General features: G+C 57.2%; 24 protein-coding genes and 2 pseudogenes. 5 read left to right on the top strand and 21 right to left on the bottom strand.

Annotated elements, in window-relative coordinates; genetic code table 11:
* Positions 1-146 precede the first annotated feature (146 nt).
* The 13 genes and pseudogenes from cueR to ACR3E7_RS23150 form a co-directional block, all read right to left on the bottom strand.
* Positions 147-533 carry a Cu(I)-responsive transcriptional regulator gene (gene cueR / locus ACR3E7_RS23210; RefSeq protein WP_152460772.1) on the bottom strand — a complete coding sequence of 129 codons (387 nt, stop codon included), beginning with the start codon at positions 531-533 and terminating at the stop codon, positions 147-149.
* 15 nt (positions 534-548) lie between these two features.
* Positions 549-3,059 (bottom strand): heavy metal translocating P-type ATPase, encoded by a 2,511-nt coding sequence (locus ACR3E7_RS23205; protein ID WP_170417908.1) that lies wholly within the window; start codon positions 3,057-3,059, stop codon positions 549-551.
* A 407-nt stretch (positions 3,060-3,466) separates the two neighbouring features.
* Positions 3,467-4,195, bottom strand: coding sequence for a DsbA family protein (locus ACR3E7_RS23200; RefSeq protein WP_414478956.1), 729 nt, complete (start codon positions 4,193-4,195; stop codon positions 3,467-3,469).
* 1 nt (position 4,196) lies between these two features.
* A complete protein-coding gene (locus tag ACR3E7_RS23195; protein WP_480719623.1) occupies positions 4,197-4,403 on the bottom strand; it encodes a c-type cytochrome in 207 nt (68 codons plus the stop codon).
* Positions 4,364-4,669, bottom strand: a complete 306-nt coding sequence (locus tag ACR3E7_RS23190) for a c-type cytochrome (RefSeq protein ID WP_480719619.1) — start codon at positions 4,667-4,669, stop codon at positions 4,364-4,366. Before ACR3E7_RS23190 ends, ACR3E7_RS23195 begins: the two co-directional genes overlap by 40 nt.
* The gene (locus ACR3E7_RS23185) at positions 4,669-4,896 is read right to left on the bottom strand and encodes a multicopper oxidase domain-containing protein (RefSeq protein ID WP_480719589.1); all 228 of its coding nucleotides are present in this window, start codon (positions 4,894-4,896) and stop codon (positions 4,669-4,671) included. Before ACR3E7_RS23185 ends, ACR3E7_RS23190 begins: the two co-directional genes overlap by 1 nt.
* A gap of 11 nt (positions 4,897-4,907) precedes the next feature.
* Positions 4,908-6,038, bottom strand: a complete 1,131-nt coding sequence (locus tag ACR3E7_RS23180) for a multicopper oxidase family protein (protein ID WP_480719587.1) — start codon at positions 6,036-6,038, stop codon at positions 4,908-4,910.
* 39 nt (positions 6,039-6,077) lie between these two features.
* The gene (locus tag ACR3E7_RS23175; RefSeq protein WP_170417899.1) at positions 6,078-6,977 is read right to left on the bottom strand and encodes a c-type cytochrome; all 900 of its coding nucleotides are present in this window, start codon (positions 6,975-6,977) and stop codon (positions 6,078-6,080) included.
* Positions 6,978-6,986: 9 nt separating this feature from the next.
* Positions 6,987-7,537: pseudogene (locus ACR3E7_RS23170) on the bottom strand (c-type cytochrome).
* Between the two features lie 60 nt (positions 7,538-7,597).
* The gene (locus tag ACR3E7_RS23165) at positions 7,598-7,750 is read right to left on the bottom strand and encodes a hypothetical protein (RefSeq protein WP_170746572.1); all 153 of its coding nucleotides are present in this window, start codon (positions 7,748-7,750) and stop codon (positions 7,598-7,600) included.
* Positions 7,751-7,933: 183 nt separating this feature from the next.
* Positions 7,934-8,383, bottom strand: coding sequence for a c-type cytochrome (locus ACR3E7_RS23160; RefSeq protein ID WP_170417891.1), 450 nt, complete (start codon positions 8,381-8,383; stop codon positions 7,934-7,936).
* Positions 8,384-8,450: 67 nt separating this feature from the next.
* Positions 8,451-9,041: a L,D-transpeptidase gene (locus tag ACR3E7_RS23155; protein WP_170417888.1), complete on the bottom strand. Its 591-nt coding sequence runs from the start codon at positions 9,039-9,041 to the stop codon at positions 8,451-8,453.
* A 634-nt stretch (positions 9,042-9,675) separates the two neighbouring features.
* A pseudogene (locus tag ACR3E7_RS23150) lies at positions 9,676-10,327 on the bottom strand (L,D-transpeptidase).
* A gap of 374 nt (positions 10,328-10,701) precedes the next feature.
* Between ACR3E7_RS23150 and ACR3E7_RS23145 the strand changes: the two are divergent.
* The 3 genes from ACR3E7_RS23145 (at position 10,702) to ACR3E7_RS23135 (ending at position 13,440) form a co-directional block, all read left to right on the top strand.
* Positions 10,702-11,013: a DUF2933 domain-containing protein gene (locus ACR3E7_RS23145; protein ID WP_255612174.1), complete on the top strand. Its 312-nt coding sequence runs from the start codon at positions 10,702-10,704 to the stop codon at positions 11,011-11,013.
* Positions 11,014-11,052: 39 nt separating this feature from the next.
* The gene (locus ACR3E7_RS23140; RefSeq protein WP_170417885.1) at positions 11,053-11,226 is read left to right on the top strand and encodes a hypothetical protein; all 174 of its coding nucleotides are present in this window, start codon (positions 11,053-11,055) and stop codon (positions 11,224-11,226) included.
* Between the two features lie 117 nt (positions 11,227-11,343).
* Positions 11,344-13,440: a protein-disulfide reductase DsbD family protein gene (locus ACR3E7_RS23135; protein ID WP_170418009.1), complete on the top strand. Its 2,097-nt coding sequence runs from the start codon at positions 11,344-11,346 to the stop codon at positions 13,438-13,440.
* 9 nt (positions 13,441-13,449) lie between these two features.
* Here ACR3E7_RS23135 and ACR3E7_RS23130 read toward each other — a convergent pair whose 3' ends face one another.
* The 5 genes from ACR3E7_RS23130 to ACR3E7_RS23110 form a co-directional block, all read right to left on the bottom strand.
* The gene (locus tag ACR3E7_RS23130; protein ID WP_170417881.1) at positions 13,450-13,908 is read right to left on the bottom strand and encodes an ATPase; all 459 of its coding nucleotides are present in this window, start codon (positions 13,906-13,908) and stop codon (positions 13,450-13,452) included.
* Between the two features lie 114 nt (positions 13,909-14,022).
* Positions 14,023-15,171 (bottom strand): c-type cytochrome biogenesis protein CcmI, encoded by a 1,149-nt coding sequence (ccmI, locus tag ACR3E7_RS23125; RefSeq protein WP_170417878.1) that lies wholly within the window; start codon positions 15,169-15,171, stop codon positions 14,023-14,025.
* Complete coding sequence (locus tag ACR3E7_RS23120) at positions 15,168-15,656, bottom strand: cytochrome c-type biogenesis protein (RefSeq protein WP_170417876.1); 489 nt, start codon at positions 15,654-15,656, stop codon at positions 15,168-15,170. The genes ccmI and ACR3E7_RS23120 overlap by 4 nt, the downstream gene beginning before the upstream one ends.
* On the bottom strand, positions 15,653-16,222 hold the full coding sequence (locus ACR3E7_RS23115; protein ID WP_170417873.1) for a DsbE family thiol:disulfide interchange protein: 570 nt from the start codon (positions 16,220-16,222) through the stop codon (positions 15,653-15,655). Before ACR3E7_RS23115 ends, ACR3E7_RS23120 begins: the two co-directional genes overlap by 4 nt.
* 4 nt (positions 16,223-16,226) lie before the next feature.
* Complete coding sequence (locus ACR3E7_RS23110; RefSeq protein WP_170417870.1) at positions 16,227-18,221, bottom strand: heme lyase CcmF/NrfE family subunit; 1,995 nt, start codon at positions 18,219-18,221, stop codon at positions 16,227-16,229.
* A 325-nt stretch (positions 18,222-18,546) separates the two neighbouring features.
* Between ACR3E7_RS23110 and ACR3E7_RS23105 the strand changes: the two genes are divergently transcribed.
* Positions 18,547-19,566 (top strand): transporter, encoded by a 1,020-nt coding sequence (locus ACR3E7_RS23105; RefSeq protein WP_170775027.1) that lies wholly within the window; start codon positions 18,547-18,549, stop codon positions 19,564-19,566.
* Between the two features lie 4 nt (positions 19,567-19,570).
* Here the strand turns inward: ACR3E7_RS23105 and ACR3E7_RS23100 are convergent, their stop codons facing one another.
* Complete coding sequence (locus ACR3E7_RS23100; protein ID WP_050605729.1) at positions 19,571-20,236, bottom strand: hypothetical protein; 666 nt, start codon at positions 20,234-20,236, stop codon at positions 19,571-19,573.
* Between the two features lie 230 nt (positions 20,237-20,466).
* Between ACR3E7_RS23100 and ACR3E7_RS23095 the strand changes: the two genes are divergently transcribed.
* Positions 20,467-21,522 carry a tyrosine-type recombinase/integrase gene (locus ACR3E7_RS23095; RefSeq protein ID WP_170417862.1) on the top strand — a complete coding sequence of 352 codons (1,056 nt, stop codon included), beginning with the start codon at positions 20,467-20,469 and terminating at the stop codon, positions 21,520-21,522.
* Positions 21,523-21,576: 54 nt separating this feature from the next.
* Here ACR3E7_RS23095 and ACR3E7_RS23090 read toward each other — a convergent pair whose 3' ends face one another.
* Both ACR3E7_RS23090 and ACR3E7_RS23085 read right to left on the bottom strand, forming a co-directional pair.
* Entirely contained in the window at positions 21,577-21,921 is a 345-nt protein-coding gene (locus ACR3E7_RS23090) for a type II toxin-antitoxin system RelE/ParE family toxin (RefSeq protein WP_170417859.1), read from the bottom strand.
* Positions 21,918-22,175 (bottom strand): type II toxin-antitoxin system ParD family antitoxin, encoded by a 258-nt coding sequence (locus tag ACR3E7_RS23085; RefSeq protein WP_170417856.1) that lies wholly within the window; start codon positions 22,173-22,175, stop codon positions 21,918-21,920. Before ACR3E7_RS23085 ends, ACR3E7_RS23090 begins: the two co-directional genes overlap by 4 nt.
* Positions 22,176-22,415: the final 240 nt, after the last annotated feature.

Raw genomic sequence — 22,415 nt, 5'->3', positions numbered from 1 at the left:
GTGCAGTTAGGACGAACGTAACGAGTGTTCAAGCCAGTCGGAGGAAAAAACAGGTGAGTTGGTGCGCTGTATCGAAATGAAGCGGATTCCCGCGAATACACGTAACAAACTGCCAAAATAGGAGGCAGTTCATACGATGAGCGCATCTAAGTTTGGCCGAGGTTCTTCAGGATCGGGCAGTCGGGACGGTGGTCTCCGGCACATTCATCGATTAAATGAGACAGTGTAGCATGCATGGCCTTCAGGTCCGCGATCTTGGCATCTATTTCTTTTAGGTTCTGTTTGGCGATATCCTTCACGTCCGCGCTTGCGCGTTCTTTGTCCTCGTACAACGCCAGTAGTGAACGGCAATCCTCAATGGTAAAGCCCAATGAGCGGGCCCGCCCGATGAAGGCCAGTTTGTGCAGTTCCTTTTCGTCGAAATGTCGATACCCGTTCAGACTGCGCCTGGGTTTGATGAATCCGATATCCTCGTAATAACGGATGGTTTTGGCAGGCAGACCCGAACGTTCTGCTACATCTCCGATATTCACAGCGGTTCTCCTATTCTATTCAGCAGGCGCTGATCGCAGCGCCTGCTCTTCATTCTGCGAGATCTGTTCTCGCCCAACTTTGATCGGCTTAACCCAGCGCAACCGCAGCGCGTTGGTCAGGACAAATACACTGGACAGCGCCATGGCACCTGCAGCCAAAACCGGCGACAGCAACGGGCCGCCAAACGGATAGAGCACCCCCGCTGCAACCGGTATGAGCAGCGTGTTGTAGCTGAAAGCCCAGAACAGGTTTTGGCGGATGTTACGCATGGTGCGCTGACTAATATCGAAGGCGTTGACCACGCCTGTCAGGTCGCCTGACATCAGAACGACGTCAGCCGCCTCGATGGCGATGTCAGTGCCTGTCCCGATCGCAATTCCTACGTCAGCCGCCGCCAGAGCGGGGGCATCATTGATGCCATCACCCACAAAGGCCAGTTTTCCGCCATTTGAGCGCAGATCTTGCAACGCGGATACTTTACCCTCTGGCAGAACCTCGGCCACGACATGATCGATGCCAAGCTGCGCCGCGATGGATTTGGCTGTAGCGGTATTGTCGCCGGTAATCATCGCTACTTTCAGCCCCAGTCCGTGCAAAGCTTCAATTGCGTCTGGCGTGGTGGTCTTGATTGGGTCCGCCACGGCGATGACGGCTGCGATAACTCCGTCTACGGAGGCATAAAGTGGAGTCTTTCCGTTGATTGCGAGTTCAGCGCCCCGATCAGACAACGCGCCCATTTCAACCCCTTCGCGACTCATCAGGCGGTCGGCCCCGATCAGGATTGTATGGCCTTCGACTGAGGCGCTTACCCCGTAACCGGTGATCGACGTGAAGTCTTCTGGCTTCGAAAGCTCCAGACCACGGGTTTCAGCCGCGCGCACGATGGCCGTGGCGATCGGATGTTCGGATGTGACCTCAACGGCAGCAACAAGGCGCAGAACCTCATCCTCGGCCAATCCTTCGGCCACAATCAGGTCGGTCAGCTCCGGACGCCCTTCGGTCAAGGTCCCCGTCTTGTCCACCGCAACAACGGTGGTTTCCTGCAGCATTTGCAAGGCGTCGCCCTTTCGAAACAGGACACCCATCTCGGCCGCGCGGCCGGTGCCGACCATGATTGAGGTGGGTGTGGCCAACCCCATGGCGCAGGGGCAAGCAATGATCAGTACCGCAACCCCGGCTACCAACGCCAAGCTGAGCGCAGGATCGGGTCCGAACAACATCCAAACCAGCACAGTCATTACGGCCACAGCGATCACTACCGGCACGAACCACAGCGTGATGCGGTCAACCAAGCCTTGAATCGGAAGCTTGGCACCCTGTGCTTGTTCGACCATTTGAATGATCTGGGCCAACATAGTGTCTGCGCCGATCTTTTCAGCCCGGTACGTCAATGCGCCCGCGCCATTAACTGTTCCGCCGACCACAGTTGCGCCCTCGGTCTTTTCGGCAGGAACCGGCTCGCCGGTGATCATGCTTTCATCGACATATGACGCGCCGGTCACTACGGCACCATCCACCGCGATTTTTTCGCCCGGTCGAACGTGCACAATATCCCCTACAACGATCTGCTCGATCGGTAGCTCGACAACCGATCCGTCGCGCTCAACGCGCGCTGTTTTTGCCTGCAGACCGACCAGTTTTCGGATCGCTTCACCAGTTCGCCCCTTGGCGCGCGCCTCGAGGAACCTCCCCAGCAATATGAGAACCACGATCACCGCTGCGGCCTCGTAGTAGACGTTTGCGGTTCCGGCGGGAAGAACACCCGGCGCAAAGGTGGAAACAAGCGAGAACCCATAAGCCGCCGAAGTGCCCAGAGCCACCAGAGAATTCATGTCCGGCGCGCCTTTGAACAAGGAAGGGAATCCCTTAGTATAGAACTGCAAACCTGGCCCAAAAAGAACGATCGTGGTTAGAAGGAATTGCAGGTAATAGCTGTTCTGGATGCCGATCGTGCTCGCTATCAGGTGGTGCATGCCCGGAATAACATGCGAGCCCATTTCAAGGATAAAGACCGGCAAAGCGAGCAAGGCGGCAAAGCTTGTTCGCCGGGCCAATTGGCGAATCTCTTTGGCTTTGCGGTCTTGTGGTTCGGTCTGCGTCGCGGATCGCAGGCTCGCCGGATAGCCAGCAGATGCCGCAAGCGCCGCGATGGCTTCGGGTGTTGTGACTCCCTCAGCATAACGTACAGTTGCACTTTCGGTGGCCAGATTGACCGACGCGGACAAGACGCCATCATCTGCTTGCAATGCCCGTTCAACGCGCCCCACGCACGATGCGCAGGACATGTTCTGAATATCCAGCGTTACCTCTTCCGTCCGTGCCAGATATCCGGCGCTGTTTAACGCATCAGCAATGGCCGCTTTATCGGCTGGATCGCGGAAATCGACCTGAACGCTTTCGCTGGCGAGATTAACCGAAGCGGCATCTACCCCTGGCACATCTTTCAACGCGCGCTCAACCCGCCCTACGCAGGACGCACAGCTCATACCCTGAACTTGAAACCTTGCATGTGAAATTTCAGTCATATTGTCACCACCAATGTTCTGCTGACGGGAAACATAAGGGTTCCAGCAAGTGGAAGGTCAAGGGATGGGGCTGACTTTCTTTGCCACTAATTTTGACGATCCAATAATCACGACTTGACCTTCCTGTGCTGGAATACTTTAGCCGGGACGACGGAACACAGGAGCAAACATCCATGACGACCCTAAATATCCCGGATATGAGCTGCGGGCACTGCAAGTCAGCTATCGAAAAGCCGTTGCCACGGTGGATTCCTCCGCACAGTTGGACTTTGACGTGGAAAACCGCAGGGTACGTGTCTTAAGCACCAATTCACTTGATCATATCCTTGCAGCGCTGAAGTCCGAGGGATACGAAGCCACGATCGCATGATAAACTTAGGAGCGCACATGCTGTCGCCCCCTTGGTTCTATCTTGCGTCTCTGACTGCCACGATTAACCGGGTCATTTCATCTTCGGTGATCAGACCCGGGGCAAGCGCATCTCCAATCACAAACGAAGGAGTGCCACTGAAGCCAAGCTGTCGGGCCAATTCCATGGAAATCTGAATATGCGCGTCGACTTCCGGCGCTTCCATATCTGCGCGCAATTGATCCTCGTCCAGGCCAAGTTCCCGAACAACTTTCAGTACACTGGCCTCAGTGGCACGACCGTTCAGAGCCATAAGCGCCCAATGAAATTCTTCGTATTTTCCCTGGTTTCGTGAGGCCAGCGCAGCGCGTGCCGCGAAGTCGGAACCTTCTCCAAGTATGGGCCATTCTCGATAAACAATTCGCACATCGGAATCGCCCGCGATTACGTTCTTCACGACCGGGGCAGCGCGTTTGCAATATGGGCAGTTATAGTCGAAAAACTCGACCACGGTTACATCGCCTTCCGGGTTTCCGATTACAGGCGCATTCGGATCCTGTTCCAGCAATTCACGCTGATTTTCCAAGACGCTTCCAATTGCTTCGGCTTTTGCCTGATCCTCGCGCTGTTGAAGCAATTGAATCGCCTGCATGATGATCTCAGGGTTTTCCAAAATGGCTTCGAGAGCCAGCCGTTTTACATCGGAGTCAGACAGCTCGTCGGCGCGTGCCATAGGAATGCCAATCGACATGGCGATAGCGACTAAGCCTGCAAGTATTCGTTTCACATCAGTTTCCTTCCGTTTGTTCTGCTTCGGTGCGTTGCTCTTGCAGCTTGCGTTCCCGATCCGGCCAACTCTCCTTGATGAAGGCGAGGATGTCCCAGATATCCTGATCCGACAGAGTGTCCCCGAAGCCTGGCATGCCGCTTTTGACGTCAGCGACACCCATCTGTTTCAAAGTTTGGTCCCCGCCAAACTTTGTATAGTCGAACAACAGCTTGTCGCCGTGATGCCAGGTATGCCCGGTTCGGTCATGCGGGGCGCCCGCAAGACGCCATCCGGATCAGGTGTTTGCCAATCCTGCTGACCCTCCAAATTTGCCCCGTGGCATGACGCGCAGTTTTCGGCGTACAAAACTGCACCACGTGCCGAATCCGCTGATGCACTGTTCTGCGCACGCCCACTCAGGCCCCAGCCAGCGACCGCGACAATGATCACTACAGCAGCCAGTGACACCCATTTCGCCGAACTCTTGTTCATCATGCCACGCTCAGCCAGGTCTTCATACCAGCGGCCTGATGCGACAGCATATGGCAATGAAACAGCCAATCCCCCGGGTTATCCGCAACGAACGCAATCTCCCGCTTTTCTATCCGGTCAACCAGGATTGTGTCCCGCAGCGGCCCTAGGTTGCCGTTTGGCAGAACTTCCTGAAAGTGCGTCCCGTGCAAGTGCATAGCGTGCGGAAAGACGGTGTCGTTCTGCATCTGAATCCGGACTATGTCGCCACGCGAAACGGCAGCAAGGGGTTTTCAGGTAACCCGGCGACACCGTTGAATGTCCAGATCTGCCCTTCCTGAACCAATTCATTGGTGCTCATGACCTGGCCGTTAAAAGTGCCTTGACGCAGTCCGCCCATCGCCCCGCCTTCCATCACTAATGGGATTGTCAAAGCGTCAGAAACATCTTCGAGAAAGGAAACAGGGTTGGGTGGCAGGGCTTCTATTGCACCGCGGTTTGCGGATGCACCGCTTCCCGAAACCGGGATTTCAGCAATGACAAACGATTCATCGCGTTCGTGAAGAGTTATTTGAACGGCTTCGTTCGATTCCGCTGTGACATCAACAATTAAGTCTGCTCGCTGTGCAGGCCCAAAAACAAGGGTTTCAAAATCCTCTGGCTGCCTTACAGGCATGCCATCATAAGCGACCAGTTTCCCGTTTGCGCCACCTACTGAGACATACATGATCCGATCAGTTGCCACGTTGACCATTCGAAGTCGCAAACGCTGGTTTGTCAGAACTTCTGTCATGGGCGATATGTGTGCGTGAACGTAGTTTCCCATTCGGCCTGCATGCGTCCAGTCATGCATCGCGCCGAAATCATCGACGATTTGGGCGTCCTGACCCAACCTCCAGTCATCCAGCAGGATCGTAATGTCATGATCCGTGTCCGGCGGGTCCATTTCGTCGACGATGAACGCGCCGTAAAGGCCCCTGGCCACTTGTTCCGTTGACTGGTTATGAGAGTGGTACCAGAAGGTTCCTGCATCCTTCAGAGGCAAGTCATACTGAAACTCGCCGCTTGTTGGTACAGCCTCCTGTGTAAGACCCGGCACCCCATCCATGTTGTTTGGAACCCGCAGTCCATGCCAATGGATTGCCGTAGGCTGAGGCAGTGAGTTCAGGAGTGTCCGGCGAACCGTTTCGCCCTGCCGGGCACGAATTTCGGGGCCCGGAACACCGCCATCATATCCCCATATCTCGGTTTCAGGATAGCTGTCGGGGGCAACACGTGCCAATCCTGAACGCGCCTCGATTATTCGGGGGGCGGTAGCCGCCCTCCCGATAGTCGGCACTGCGATTAGTGCCGACGTGCCTGCAACGAATTGCCTGCGATTGAGCTTCATGAGGACTTCCCTCCAAAGAAAATTTGATCTCTCACTCGATTACCCCCCGTCGTGCACATCCAGCAGATAGGTCGCCATTGCCTTCCGGTCTTCGTCTGTCAGAAAGCTGGTGCCATAGTTTACGACCTCTCCCATGGCGCCGCCGAAGACATCGCCATCAGGCATGACGCCGGTGCGCAACGCGTAGGCCAAATCATCTACCGTCCAACCACGCTTTTGCAGGGTCTCAAAGTCGATGGCCGGTGCCTTGTCACCGCCCGGCAGAGAGTCACTTCCCTTGAAGTGTTCCGTGTCCGAATTTCTTGCGCCAGCCAGGTTCCTCCCGGTGTGGCAGGCCGCACAATGTGTGGCACCTTCGACCAGTAGCCGGCCCCGGTTCCACACTTCGTCATTGCCCGGCACGGGATCAGTGCGGGGTGGTTCCAGAAAAGCCGCGCGCCACAGCTTCAGGCCCCATCTCTGATTGAAGGGGAACGCCATTTCCTGTTCTTTTGACGGTTCCGCTACCGGTGGAACTGTTTGCCATGCGGCCCAGAGATCGGCGATGTCCTGATCCGTGAAATTGGCATAGAATGGATAAGGAAAGGCCGGGTAATAGGGTTGTCCGCCGGGTGATACGCCTTGACGCACCGCGCGGGCGAACTCCTCGATTGTCCAATCACCGATCCCGTGATCGGGATCTGTGGTCAGGTTCGGCGAAAAGAGCGTGCCGAACGGGGTATCCAACTCCACCCCACCGGCCAAGGCCGCGCCCCCTTTGGCAAAATCTGTGTGGCAAGCGATACAACCACTTGCCCTTGCCAGATACGCCCCGCGGTTAACGTCACCCTGAATGTCGAGAGCTTGTAAGGGCTGGCCAATCGGCCAAGCCATCACAGCAACAAGTCCCGCTGACGCCGCTACGGCGGCAGCAAGGCCCAATCGGAATATCGGTCTCATGACGCATTCCTATTCCGACCGAAATTGCGTGTGACACGCCGAGCATGTCTGGCTCAGCATCATGAACACACCATCTGCCGGCATTTCAGAAAGTTGTGCCTGGTTTGGACTGCCGCCCATCATTCCGGCACCCATCATGGATGCGCCGCCCATCATGCCCGAACCATGGCCCGACCCGGACATCATCAACCCGTTGTCCGCCGCAAGCACAAGGCCTTCAGAGTAGGATTCCAACTGCCTGGCTAACTCTGCAAATGAACCCCAATCCTGCCAGATCTCCGATTTGGCCTCCGAGGGTTTGCCATCGATCCCTCTGGAAACAGCTTTGTCATGCTCTCGCCAGCGTGACGCCCGATTTTCTTGGCCTCGCTTCGTACCGTTTGCGCATTGTAGGGCGTTTTCCCCTGCATCATCGGCGTAAGGATCTTCATGCTGTCCTTCATCGCGGACATACCATCCATGCGTTCTTTGACGATGCCGGTTGCGCCACCATGCGCCAGGGCGGCGGCTGCAAACAGAGAAACCAGGGCAACGCCTGTGGTCATTTTCAGAATGTTCATTGTTTTGTCCTTGTCGTCTGCTTCGACGCGCCCAGGTTGAGCGCAATTCGACTGGTCAGATCAGGACACGCGGCGGTGGTGGGTCAAACGCCGCGATACCGAGAACCCGGTATTGGGCTCGAGGGATCGAGTATCTTTGTTCAGTATCTTGGGGGCCAGGCGGTGGTGGACCCATCGAAAATAGACCAACAGCGTTGCAAATCGTTCCGCCATGACAATGTCCGGGATGACCCTGCTTGACATGCTCAACGTCCGCGGAGTCCGTTTGGTCAATCACGTGCTGAGAACCACTGCCATGTGCATGAGCAGAATCGGCCGTCACAAGCAGCCCGCCAATGGTCAGCACCATTGACAGTATGATGTAACGAATTGCACTGCCCATTCGGCTCGTCACCTTCAGAAAATCCCGTTTTCCTGCTGCAGCTCTCTGATATACGCCACGATGCCCTTCACATCCGCACGGGTCAAGCCATCGACCGGCGGCATATTGCCGAACTTCCAATGGTGTGCCCGAACTCCATTCTGGACTGCCACATAAAATGACTCGTCCGAATGGTGGCTTGGTTCATAGATTTTATGCACCAAAGGTGGTGCAAGGCCTTCCAGACCTGTTGCATTCGCGCCATGGCACGCCGAGCATTTGGCGTCGAATGCCACTTTGCCGACGGCCGCAAATTCGCTTAGCTGGTCCGGCAGAGTGACGTTTTCGATTGGGTCTCCTTGCTCCAGTGCTGACGTATCGGGCGGCGTCATCGAGTGACCTGTTGGTTGCTGATTTAAGTTGTAGACGAACGCGGCGGCGCCTGCGATCACTACTCCGCCGATCAAGAGTGTAAGTTTATCCATCTCTGTTCTTCACATGATTGTCAGTTCTTAGGTTCAACGCGCGCAAAAAAAATCGGCCTGACCAAGGTCAGATCAGTTTTACCTGAGTGCCCACAGTGGCCAGTTCGAACAATTCCGCAATCTGCTCGTTGTACAAGCCAATGCAGCCGTTGGAGGATCTTCTCCCGATCTTGCGCGTGTCGTTGGTGCCGTGGATCCGGTAGTATTGCCAGCTCAAATAAAGTGCATGTGTCCCCAGAGGATTCTCCGGACCCGGGCCCACATAATCGGGCCAAGCGGGGTTGCGCTTTTTCATTGCTGGTGTCGGTCGCCAAGACGGCCCTTCGACCTTGCGAGTAACTGTGGTGTAGCCCAGCCTTGTAAGGTCTTCCGTCAGCGGTACGCTGGTTGGATACATTCGGTAGACGCTTTCGTCTTCCGACCAATATTGCAGGACCTTGGACTGTGTATCGGACAGGATCACACCATTCTTAAGCGTATCAAAGTGGTCCTGCCATTTAGCAACGCGGAATGAGGAAACATTGCGGCGCGTCCCCTCAGTTGCCGTTGATTGGGCCCAAACGGCCGGTGCTGGAAAAAGCGTCGTCGCAGCAAACGCGGCAATCACTCCACGTCGCGTAACAACCTTTCCTTCTTTGCTCCGTTTCATGCCTGCCATCCCAAAGTTTATTCTTTTTTTCCGACTCAAATAACTCGTATGCCCGGTTCCTGCGCTGGAAGGTCAACACGCAAATGACATTTCATATGGGATGTCTCGTCTGAATTGTCGTTGCCGTTGGCGCAGGGATATTTCCTTAGAAGGCGGACCCAAATCATCAAGTCATTGTGGAAAAGCAATTTTTCTTGGACGTAACTCCAGGCTGCTTTAAGCAAAACCTGACTTTCTTGAATCAACCGAACACAAAAAAGCAACGCTAACAATTGCTTAGTTCTTGGTGAATTGATGTGATCACCCGTCGATGCGAGGGTAGCAGGCACTACAAATGACAATCACAGTGGACTAAACACCATGTCCTTCAGGAAAGCTTTCCAAGCACTGGCCGCACTTTTGTTCATCGGCGCTTGTACCGAAACAACGTCAATATCTGCAGATAGCGAGCCCGGAACGCTTTCCCAAGTTCCTGACGCCGTAGCCCAGATTGCTGCTCCGGGCCAGGACCTGAACGCAGTGAAAATCATGCCTGAGGACGGTTGCTATTGGTATCGCTATGTTGGGCCAGTTGAAACAACCTACCTACCACTTAGGACTATTGAAGGGCGCCCAATCTGTACGCGCGCCTGACAAGCGCCTGTCAGCTGGTCGCGGTCAGAAGCCGCTCGGGAGGGTAGAGATGAGCCGTGGACCCTGGCCTGACACGATCATAAAGCCCGATGATATGTGGCATCGCCATCCTTACGCAGCCAGAACTTGCGCGACCTCCGATAGATCTTGGATAAGGCGTTCCGTGAATTCGCAGGTATGTGTCGCGACCACCTTCGAACAGATAAAACGCCCTTGATCCCAATGGGTTTGTCGGCCCACCGGGCACACCATCTGCGAATTGCGCATATTCATCAGGGTCGCGCTCAATCATTTCGGCTGTAGGAGTCCAACGCGGCCATTTGGCCTTTCGCTTGATCGTGTAGACCGGGCTCGTAAAGATTGCCTCGGGCAATGGCTACGCCGTAACGCATTGCTGTGCCACCGTCTTCGATGAAATACAGATATCGTGCCACCGCGTCGACATGAATGTCACCCGGAGTAAGTGGTCGATTGGTTTGCACACGCTGAGGCAGGAAACGTGGGTGTAAACCCCAGGGATTGGATGTTGCGGGATCAAAATTGGCTGGAGTTACTTGCGCATCCCACTCCGACCATTGCGAGGCCGCCGCCGACGTCACTCCAAAAACCGGCTGAGAGAAAATGGCGAGCGAGGCTGCAACAAAATGTCGTCTGGTCAGCATTGATAGCGCTCCTATTGGCTGGTTGGTGTCTGGAGTTAGTACCCAGGGGATTAGACAATCCGCGACGGGGGAAGATTTGTCCATTCAATTATTCGTTCGATATCGCTTCGACCCACCCGCGAGTTTTCAAGGCTTAAAGTGACCTAGGCAGCTTCGTGTTTAACCTGAAACTTCACCAGGCGTCGGGACGACAATGCCTGCTGTTCATACCCCTAAAAACTTCCCTGTTCCGGCCGTGTCTATGCACCAAGTAAGGCCCAAGCAAATGCTGGACTGGTTTGACAGCGTCAAATTCGCTTCGCGCCAAAACAGCTTGACCTTCCATCGTGGGAAGGCGTTAGCAGAGGTCTCCAATCCAAATTTTGGAGTTGAATGTGAAAGAAAAACAGACTGCAAACGCGCCGCAGGCGTCAGTACCGGTTAGCGGCGGCAAGATAATGAAATGGGGCATGATGGTATGTTGCATTGCCATGATAACGCCGATCGCTCTCTACTTGATCGCCGGCGGGACGGTTGGTGGGCTTTCTGACTCCTTGGGTCTTTTCGCACCGTTGATCCTGTGCCTCGGAGCCCATTTCTTTATGCACAAGGCGATGGAAAAATCCTGTCATTCGAACAAATCTGAATCGGAAAGACCAAAGGCAACAGACGCCGCGGTCGGACCGAACCCAGTACACCGGCAATAATCTTCAATCATGAAGCTTTGGTGCTCAAGGTTGGCCGCCATGTCGCTGGCCGCTCTTTCGCTGGCGGCTTGCGCACCACGCCCTAAACTATGCCCGCTGCAACCGCCGCAGCCTGAATACGCCCTGCCCCAAGGTTGCCGGGTTCAATGGGAGGGCGCGGATGGCGGGGCCTATTTCATCTGCGAAGACGGGCGCGAAGGTTTCGTGAGCTGATCGTGGGGATGTGACATTCCGGCTCGTTGACCCTCCAGCGCTGGAATCTGGCAGAGACGGGTGCAAAACAACCGATGGCAACGCGCAATGGCAAGAACACTCCTAAATTTATGTATTATGATCTTGGGGTTAATCTTTGGCCAGACTTCCGCCGGGACAAGCCTTGCAGCTACATCCCAAGCGTATGAATCAGAGCCCCTGGTCGCACACATAATTACCGCGCAGGACGGGATCGCGCCTGACGTCAAGACGATCACTGCAGGACTGCATCTGAAACTGGGCGAAGATTGGAAAACCTACTGGAAGTCGCCTGGTGAGGTGGGAATTCCGCCCAAGATCACTTGGAACGGCTCGCAAAACGTCAGCGACGTACAGTTTCACTGGCCCGCGCCGATCCGTTTTCGCGCCTTCGGGATCGAGAATTTCGGGTACAAGGACGAAGTGGTCTTTCCGCTGACCGTCACACTCGAGAACCCCGGAGCGCCAGTTGACTTGAAGGCCGCTGTGACAACGCTGATCTGTTCCGATATCTGTGTGCCGGTCGAGTTTTCGCTGGACTTGTCGCTGACTCAGGGAACGGGTCGGGATCAGGACTCGGCCCGGCTTATAAATGCCTTTCTGTCGCGGGTGCCAACCACGGGAAACACAAGCGGAATGAAGTCCGACGCCGCGACCCTGGATACCGAGTCCGAGATGCTGACGCTGAATTTCACCAGCGACCTGCCCTTTGATGCGCCTGATGTCTTTCCCGACATGGGACGTGACACCGCGTTTGGTGCACCCGACATCCGGCTCGCTGGCGACAGGCGTCAGCTATGGGTGCAGTTCCCGGTCCTCGCTCTGGCACAGGACCCCCCCGCCTTGTCCGTCACGGTTACCGACACCAACCGCGTGGCCGAGTTTTCGCCCCGTACCGACGCTCCCCCTACCCCGCCACCATATGAGATCGCGGCCGCCGAAACTTCAGCCAGCGCGCTGGTCTGGATCATTTTGCTGGCGGTGGGCGGCGGGTTGATTCTGAATGTCATGCCCTGCGTACTGCCAGTGCTTTCGATCAAGCTTTCCTCGGCGGTAAAGGCTCGCGACCGCTCTGCGGCTCAGATTCGCGCCGGGTTCCTGGCTTCGGCAGCCGGAATCCTGACATTCATGTGGCTGTTGGCGGCTATCACCATTGCGGCGCGGTCGCTGGGCTATTCCGTCGGCTGGGGCATCCAGTTCCAGAATCCGCTTTTCCTTGCGGTGATGATCGTGGTGCTGGCGGTTTTTGCAACCAGCCTCGCGGGCTTGTTCGAGATCACGCTGCCGCAGTCGCTGAACACCCGGCTTGCCCATGTCGAAAAGGGCCGCGTGTCGCTGGTCGGGGATTTCCTGACCGGAGCCTTCTCAGCAGTTCTGGCGACGCCCTGCTCGGCCCCCTTCCTCGGCACGGCGGTGGCCTTTGCCCTGACCGGCCGACCGGTGGATATCGTGGCGATCTTCACCGCAATGGGGGTCGGGCTGGCCATTCCTTACCTGCTGGTTGCAGTGCACCCGAAACTTACCGCCGCTCTGCCTAAACCGGGGCGTTGGATGGTGGGATTAAAATGGGCCCTGTCGGCGGCACTGCTGACCACGATCGGCTGGTTGGTCTGGGTGATGGTCGGGGTGGCCGGAGACACTGCTGCAACTGCTACCGTGCTGGCTGCAACTGTTCTGGTCCTGTTGATCTGGAAAAGTACGATGATGCCACCCGTTTTGCGCTGGACAGCCCTGTTGCTGACGCTGACCGCAGCGTTTGCCGCACCGGTTGCGATTGCCGGCAAAGACCGGTCCAGGCTGCTTGAACCAGCCGGAGAGATCCCTTGGATTACCTTCAGCCGCCCCGAAATCGCCCGCCTTGTGTCGCGCGGCGAGGTGGTTTTCGTCGATGTCACAGCCGACTGGTGTCTGACCTGCAAGGCCAACAAAGCGCTGGTGCTGGAACGCGGCGAGGTTCTGGCAACACTGCAATCGGACAAAGCAATTCCGATGCAGGCCGACTGGACCCGCCCCGACGATGTGATCGCCCGTTTCCTTGAGGACAATGGACGGTTCGGGATCCCCTTCAACATCGTCTACGGCCCGTCGGCCCCCGAAGGCATCGCCCTGCCAGAGATCTTGACCACGAACGCCATTCTCGACGCGATGGAACAGGCCGCGCCGATTGCGGGCGGAGCCGTGGAAAGCGGATCCTGACCCCGGAGTTCACATATCCCGGACGCGGTTGCTCTGCTGCGCTAAACGCATGGTCTCGTGCTCTTCCATATCCAGTATCGCCTGAAAGAGTTCGCGTGCCTCGGGTATCTCGGCACGCCCGTGCAAATACCGATATAAGTCGATCACCTGATTGTGAAGATCGAAGACCGCTTCGCAGATCTCATCGACGCTCATCTGTGCGAACGGCCTGTCGCAGGCGCGATGTGGGTCGATCGGCTCATTGCCCAAATAGTCATATACCCAGGTGTTGAGCGCTTTGGGATCGGCTCGTTTCACGAAACCATCGACGATTTTCTCCAGAGCAGCCTCATGATCGGCGAGGTAGGTAAGCAACATCCTGGCCAGCTCCTGCTCTGACTGTGTCGAACAGTGGGCCAAACATTCGGCGAGCCAATGATGCATTTCCCGCGTCCAGACAATTAGATCAGAAAACGTTTCAACTTTCATGGTCTCAACCTCCTAAAGATCGGCATGCGATAGCCTAAACCGGAATTTTCCAGATGGCTCACTGGGCATCAGCGCGAAGTCGGCGCCGGCCCGATCCACGCCGGGCTGCGGGAATCAACCCCCCAGTTCCAGCAATGCCCGGTCGATTGCCACCTTGCGCGGATCCCCCTGCGGCAGGTCATCCGCCAGATCCCTTGCCCTGCCATAGGCGTTCCGGGCGCCGTCGGTCTCGCCCAGCACCGAATAGGCGTTGCCCAGCCGCATCCAGCCGTCCAGATCGCCTGGGTTTTCCTGCATCCGGCTCGCAAGCCGTTCGACCATCGAGCGGATGAAGGCCTGCCGGTCTTCGTCTGACATCTCCTCGGCCGCCGCCACCTGATCGGCAGTTGGGCCGGGCATGGAAGGGGCAAAAGCCGCCAGATTCACCGGAGCCCGTCCGATCGACGGGGCGATGCGGTTAAGCTGGGCCACAAAACTCTCCATCCATGGCCGGAACTCCTCTTCGGCGTCCATCCGCGTCTTCAGTAGGTCATAGGCCTTATCAGGCGATCCAGCCTGCTCCAGACCAATGGCTTTGTAGAATGTCGCTGCTGGGTTCGATGGGTCCAGTTCCAAGGCTCGTTCAAACGCCCGATCGGCCTTGGGCGTAACGACACCGTCATCGGCATAGACCAACGCCTCGCCATATTGCGACACCAGCGCTGAATTCGCATTGGGTCGGTCCAGCAACCCCTCGAACGCGTCTGCGGCATCTCCAAAGCGTCCCATACGCATATAGGTCTGAGCCAACAACACCCATCCCTCGGTTGGCCCGCCGGTTTCATCCGCCTCAAGCCGCGACTTCAGGCGCACGGCAAGGTCGGCGATTTCACGGGCTTCGGCCTGCTCCCCCTCGCGTTGGGCAAATGGCTGGCTGGGGATGTAGGGACTACCCAGTTGCCAATAAAGACCGGCTCCGAGCGCTGGAACTACCAGCGCGGCAAGTAAAATCAGCGCACGCCCGGAATGGCCCATTATCGCTTTGTCGTCCGATTGCCGGTCAATCGCCTTCAGGCGACGTTCTATCTCGGCTCTGGCGGCCTTGGCCTCTTCGGCTGAGATAATTCCTCGTTCCAGGTCCTTCTCCACTTCGCCGATCTGGTCGGAAAAGATGGCAGAGGCGCTTTCGCGTCTCGACAAGTCCGAGGTCTTGCGCCCCAGGCCGGAGAGGGCGAGCGTCAGAAACACCGCCACGGCCATGAATGAAAAGATAATCCAGATCATGCGTGCGGCTCCGTGAGTGAATGGTTTTCGGGATTCCGTTCTTCGCTCGCGCCGCGTTCCGTCTCTTGTTTTCGCGACTTCCGATATCGGCGCGCATTTTGGGTCAATACCGCTGCAGTCGCGATACCACCCAGCCCCAGGATGACGATAGGCGCAACCCACAGAATGTAAGTTGATGGCTTCCATGGCGGGTTGAACAGAACATAGTCGCCATAACGCGCAACCAGAAAGTCCATAACCTGCTGGTCCGTGTCGCCTGCCACCAGCCGTTCGCGCACAAGCAGACGAAGGTCGCGCGCCACGCCAGCGTTAGAACTGTCGATGTCTTGGTTCTGGCACACCACGCATCGCACCTGTTTCGAAATCGCCCGGGCCCGCTCTTCCAATACCGGATCTGCAAGTATCTCGTCGGGCTCAACCGCGAATGCCGGCTGCGACACCAGCATCGCCAGAGTGACCGCGGTAATTACAATGCGACGTATCATGACGCCTCTCCTCCGGCCGCCCGCGCCTGATCCAGCGCGGTGCGCATCTTTGAAATTGCCTCGTCGCCCAGCACCGGGCCGACAAAACGGAATACGACCTTGCCCGCGCCATCAATCACAAAGGTCTCCGGCACGCCGGAAATCCCCCATTCGATCCCGGCTCGGCCGTCCAGGTCGGAACCGATGCGCTCATAAGGGTTGCCCAGATCGTCGAGCCATTTCCGCGCGTCCTGCGGCTTGTCTTTGTAGTTAATGCCCATCAGGCGAATGCCCTCATCGCGTACCATACGCGTCAGCACCGCATGTTCGGCCCGGCAGGGCACGCACCAGGACGCAAACACGTTGACCACGATCGGAGCTGACCCGTCATTTTCCACCAGATCGGTACTGGACAGCCCGTGGGTATCCAGCCCTTCGACCGGCGGCAAGTCGAACTCAGGCACCGGCTGCGAGATCAAAACAGACGGGATTTCGTTTGGATCGCGATCGGGATTCAGTCCCCATAGCAGGAAGGCACCCAGGATGCCGGCAATCGTAATTGGGAACAGTGCAAATAGACGTTTCATTGCCCTACTCCGCCGCCACCGCAACGGAGCTCTGCCCAGTCCGTTTTCGTGGTGCACCGACGCGTAGACGCCGATCGGAGAGTGACAAGACACCACCAAATGCTAACAATCCTGAACCTATCCAGATCCAGACCACCAATGGCTCATACAAGATACGCAGGGTCCATTTGCTCTGTTCTGATTCCGCCGCCGGTTCCGATATTGAGGCGTAAAGGTCCCCTGCCAACGTCGTTCGAATTGCTGACTCGGTCGTACTGGTACCCGCCACGAGATAGGCCCTGCGCTCGGGTTGAAGCGTGGTGACATAAGCGCCATCGCGAAATACCGTCAGTGTGGCCGCGCGAGACAGATAGTTCGGACCGCGAAGCTGTTCCACACCGTCAAAACGCACGTCGAACCCTGCTATCTCAATCTGTGTTCCGGGCTCGGCAAAAGTCACGACCTCGGATTTCCAAGCGCTGGACCCGATAAAGCCGATCATACAGACAGCCAACCCCGCATGGGCCACGACCATGCCGTAATGAGAACGCGGTAGGCTGCGGGCCCGACGCAGGGACTCGGCCAACGGTGCCTCACCCAGCTTAATTCGGCTGGCCCACTCTGTCAGCACAGCGCCCAGCAACCAAACCGCAAGGCCGATCGACACTACCGCCAAGGCTGGGCCGCCGGTATCCAGATACCACACAAGCAACGCTACGAGCAGGCTAACCCCGGCCACCCATTTGAGCCGGGACAGAACACCGCGCAAATCCGCCCGCTTCCATGACAACAGCGGCCCAATCCCCATTACAACGACTAGAACCAGCATGATCGGCACGAAACTGGCGTTGTAATAAGGTGGTCCAACCGAAATCTTTTCACCTGTCACAGCCTCAAGCAAAAGCGGATAAAGCGTACCGAATAGAACCGTCGCCGTTGCGGTGGCCAGCAGCAGGTTGTTAATAAGCAAACCGGCCTCGCGGCTGATCGGGGCAAAAAGACCGCCGCCCTCCATCTCCGGTGCGCGTATGGCAAACAGCGTCAATGAACCACCGATCGCGACAGCCAACAGCGCCAAGATGTAAATGCCGCGTTCGGGATCGACCGAAAACGCATGGACCGATGTAAGCAAGCCTGAGCGGACAATGAATGTCCCCAACAAGGACAACGAGAAGGTCAAAACGGCCAGTAGGATCGTCCAACTTTTGAAGCTGCCGCGCTTTTCGGTCACAATGGCCGAATGGAACAGCGCTGTGCCAGCAAGCCAGGGCATAAACGAGACATTCTCGACCGGATCCCAGAACCACCAGCCGCCCCAACCCAGTTCGTAATAGGCCCACCAGCTGCCCAGAACGATACCAAGTGTCAGAAACACCCAGGCCGCCAATGTCCAGGGTCGGACCCACCGCGCCCATGCCGGATCGACCCGCCCCTCAATCAGGGCAGCCACGGCGAAAGAAAATACGATAGAGAAGCCGACGTAACCCAGGTATAGGAACGGCGGGTGCATAGCCAGGCCGACATCCTGCAACAGCGGATTTAAATCCTGACCATCCAGCGGTGCCGGAAACACCCGGTCAAACGGGTTCGAGGTGAACAGCATGAATGACAGGAACCCCGCGCTGATCCAGGCCTGCACTGCCAGAGTGCGCGCCTTGAGTTTCAGTGGGATGTTCCGAGCCAACAGAGACACACCCAGCCCGAAAATCACCAATATCAGAATCCACAACAGCAGCGACCCTTCGTGGCTACCCCAGGTCGCAGCCACCTTGAAAAGCATCGGTTTCAGCGAATGAGAATTGCTGGCCACATTTAGCACAGTGAAATCGCTGACCACGAAGGACCACATCAGAGCGGCGAAGGCGATAGCAACCAGCGCTGTCAGTAGGACCGAGGTCGCAGATGCCGATCGCATCCACATGACATTGTTCCGTGCTGCTCCAATCAAGGGAAATACGCTTTGCACCAAGGACACGGCCAGGGCAAGCGCCAGGGCGAACTGCCCGATTTCCGGTATCATTCCAATCCCTCCGGATTTCCGGTTTTGCGGCCTTGTCCGACAATCCAGCGCTGGAGGGTCAAGCGCATTATTGCCGCACCCCTTCGGCTGATGCATGCTTGACGAGCGCAAATCTGGCCGGCGGCCTTGACCTTCCAGCGCTGGAGACCCCCACCATTTCGACTTCACCGATGGACGTACCGAACACTTTGTTTTCAGGGCAGGGACTCAGGAAACAAACGAACACGAGGGCATCATGACACGGAGCAACAGCAAGATTACGTGCGTCTGGCAACGCCTCCAGGCTGTAATACTGGCTGGGGGGCTGAGCCTTGGGTCAACTGCCATGGCCCAACCGGAAACCCGTCCGGCTGACAACGTGGCGATGAACCCGCAAGCCTCCAGCAACATGTCAGGTATGGGAAGCATGTCCAGGATGATGCGCCCCGACGCGGTGCCGCCAACGGGTGTCGTTGGCGGTATGCATCCACCCGAGGGTGTTTTGATGCCTGTGTTCTCTTACATGAACATGGAGATGGACGGAAATCGTACCGGAACGCAGTCGCTGTCTACCTCGAACGTTCTGTCGCAGTATCCGATCGCGCCGCTCAGCATGAGCATGAACATGGCGATGGTCGGCCTGATGTACGGTGTGACCGACGAGATCTCGGTGATGGCGATGCTGCCCTATACCCGCAAGACGATGAAGCACCAGACCCGCATGGGCCAGACCTTTAAGACCAGGGCACAGGGGTTTGGCGATCTGAAGATCATCGGCGGATATGATATCTACAAATCCGACGGGCAGGTGCTGGAACTATCTCTTGGCCTCAGTCTGCCGACTGGCTCGATAGACGAGACCGACACCACGCCAGCTGGGCCGGACCAGCTGCTGCCCTACCCCATGCAACTGGGTTCAGGCACCTACGACCTGCTGCCGGGCGTCACCTATACGGGCCAGAACGCGGATTGGTCTTGGGGCGCCCAGCTGGCCGCCGTGATCCGGATGGGTGAGAATGATGCCGGTTACACCTTGGGTGACGTCTATTCAGCAACAGTTTGGGGTGCACGGCGCTGGAATGACCAGTTCAGCTCCTCGTTGCGGGTGGTCGGCGACATCGTGGAAAACATTGACGGGTCGGATGCGCGCCTGAACCCAGGCATGGTGCCCACCGCTGATCCGACCCTGCGCGGCGGCCAGTTTCTGAGTATCGGAATCGGAGTGAATTACCTTGTGCCGGGGTCGGGCGTTTTGGCGGGCACGCGCCTGGGTATCGAGGGCGTGATCCCTGTGTATCAAGATCTGGATGGGCCCCAGCTTGAACGCGATTACGCAGTCTCCTTCGCGATACGCAGGGCGTTCTGACCCTTCAGCCCCAAACCGACTGTAAACGGACAATCAGCGCCGCCGCGGTGGTCAGAACGACCACTGACACCGCCATCAGTAGCAGGGCCAATGTCACAGGTCCGCCGCGCCCAGGTACGCGACGTGCCAGTTGGGCTGCAAATCCAGTACCGTGGGCGATCTGGCTCTGAACGACGGATAGGTATAGCGGCAGCGCTCCGACCAGCGTGGCGTACAGGTAAACGCCTGAGATGTTCTCGAAGTAGGCGGAGCGTACCAGCGTCGGACCGACTACCCGCAACGCCACTACGGGATCACCGCCGAAAGACCCGAACCAGTCTGCCGAAAGCGCGTAGATCAGCGCGTGCAGCGCGATGAACAGGACGGCCCGTAGCAGCAGGTCAATTAGCAGATACCGGGCCGGGATGGCCCCCCTGCCCCGCGCCCTTACCCCAACGGCGAAAAGAAAAAAGCTGAGATAATTTAAAAGGAAAACGACCGGCAACCCATTCGTCACCACCTGACGCAAAAACCGAACAAACGCGGGACCACTGTTCAGGAGGTGCGTCGCAAAGCCCGGCGTGCGCAAAACGAAGATGGCCAACAGCGGAAACAACGCAAGGCAACTGACGATCAGCGTGTTTCTGGCAAACTTCCAGAAAGGCAATTCAGTGGCAAAATATCTGTTCATTTCATTTAGTTTGCCAACGGTTCCAGCGCAATGTCGATGCCAATTGGTTTACAGACCTGCGACAGAACCTCCGATTTTATTATTCCGCAAGCCCTCTACCTACTTTACGCGCAAAATCTGTTACTTTTGCTCGTTACTTTTGTTGCGCTATCAGTTTCAAGTTACACTCGATAAGTATCCCTTATCAAGTATAATTGATTTTGCGGGAAAATGGGCGCAGAGTGGGCCGTATGAGCACCCCTGAGCCCTATCTCCCCGCCCCCTCCCCTGCCCTGTCGCAGTCTGACCAGGACGCCCTGACCGATCTCTATGTCCGCGGCACACCCGCCAACACGCTCAGGGCCTATGAGCGCGATTTGCTCTATGTAACGGCCTGGAAGGCAGCACGGTTCGGAGTGCCGTTGGACTGGCCCGAGAGCGAGGCCACAGCGCTGGCCTTCATTCTCGATCACGCCCGCGATCTGGGAGATGCCGCGCCCGAGGATGTCGCGCGTCAGAGTGCCGAGATGTTGATCGCGCAAGGGCTACGCAAGTCCCTCGCCTGCCCGGCCCCTTCTACGCTGGACCGGCGCATCGCCTCCTGGCTGGCCTTTCATCGAATGAAGAACCTGACCAGCCCTTTTGATGCGCCGCAGGTGAAGCAGGCCCGTGCCAAGGCGCGCCGCGCCGCCGCCCGGCCCCCTGCCCCAAAATCGCAGCAACCGATTACCCGCGATGTGCTCGAGCAGTTGCTGTCCACTTGTCGGGGGTCCCGGCGGGATTGCCGCGACCGCGCCATCTTGATGCTGGGTTGGGCTTCGGGTGGTAGACGGCGCTCGGAGATCACCGGGTTGATGTTTGAAGACGTCTCGCTGAAGGAGTTCGACGAGAAAAGCCTGGTTTGGATTTCACTGCTGGAGACCAAGACGACAACCAAAGGTGAAACGCCGCGGCTGGTGTTGAAAGGCCGCGCAGCCCAAGCGCTGGCCCATTGGATCGAGGTGGGTGAGATTCAGGACGGCCCCTTGTTCCGGCCTGTTTCAAAAGCCGATCGGGTGTTAACCCGCCGCCTCAGCCCGGATGCCATCGCGCAGATCGTCAAGCGTCGGGCGAAACTGGCGGGCCTGCCGGACGGGTTCGCTTCCCCCCATGGGCTGCGCTCGGGCTTCCTGACCCAGGCCGCGCTGGACGGCGCCCCGATCCAGGCCGCGATGCGCCTCTCCCTGCATCGCTCCATGGCCCAGGCGCAGAAATACTACGACGATGTGGACATCGCGGATAACCCGGCGACTGATCTACTGGGGTGAGTAGTTACTGACTATTTAATAATCCCCGCTTGAGGGAAACTCCGGCTGCTGTGCCTATGTCTTGTTTCCTGTCGCATCTGTTAACGTGGCCAGCGCGGAAACATGTCGCGGCAGATCGCAACGGGAATGCAGGATATCAACAATGATCACCGCGTCCGGCTGATCCAGATAAACCAGGAAATGCTCTCCTGCGCGCACATATCTGAGATCCGCCGCCTCTTCGACCAATATAGAACAACTTCGGCTGGCCACCCTGCCCTCTGTGATGGCCTGACAGCGCGCTATTAGTTCTTGTTCATAAAGATCGGCTTGATGCGATCCAAACTTGTCGATGGTCCATCGGGCAATTTCCACCAGGCTGGATTCAGCGCGGCGTGTCAGTCGAAAGGGTCTGGTCACGCCTTGGCTCGTGCCCTTGCAAAGGCACGACGGATCGCATCCGAACCCCTGCCTTCTGCCAAATCTCCGGCCTGAGCCTGCGCTACACCCTCCTGCAAGCCTTGTTTGAGAGACTCCAGCCCCGCTTCTTCCCGCTCCAAAAGCCGAAGGCCGGCGCGCAACGCTTCACTGGCGTTCTGATATCGACCGGACGCAACCAGATTCTGCACCAGTTGATCCTGCGATTCTGTAAGTACAACATTGCGGGTTACCATGGCGTAAGCCTCCTTTTTGGCAATATATGCCAACGAGACCGTCTGTTCAACGATTGAGGAGCCCAAAATCACTAATTCGAGCAAGCTGGTTTTATGGACGCTAATGGGACGTGAACACACGGATCATGTCTGTGATCCCATATGAATCCAATGACGGTAGAGACTTGCGTCAAAAGCCGCGCCGCGCAAGCACAGCTGCACTGGATCGAGGACAGTTCCGTGTTCCGTCGCAACTTACAG

The sequence above is a fragment of the Ruegeria sp. BK1 genome (assembly GCF_056535645.1).
This window is presented reverse-complemented; position numbering and strand designations above follow the sequence as displayed.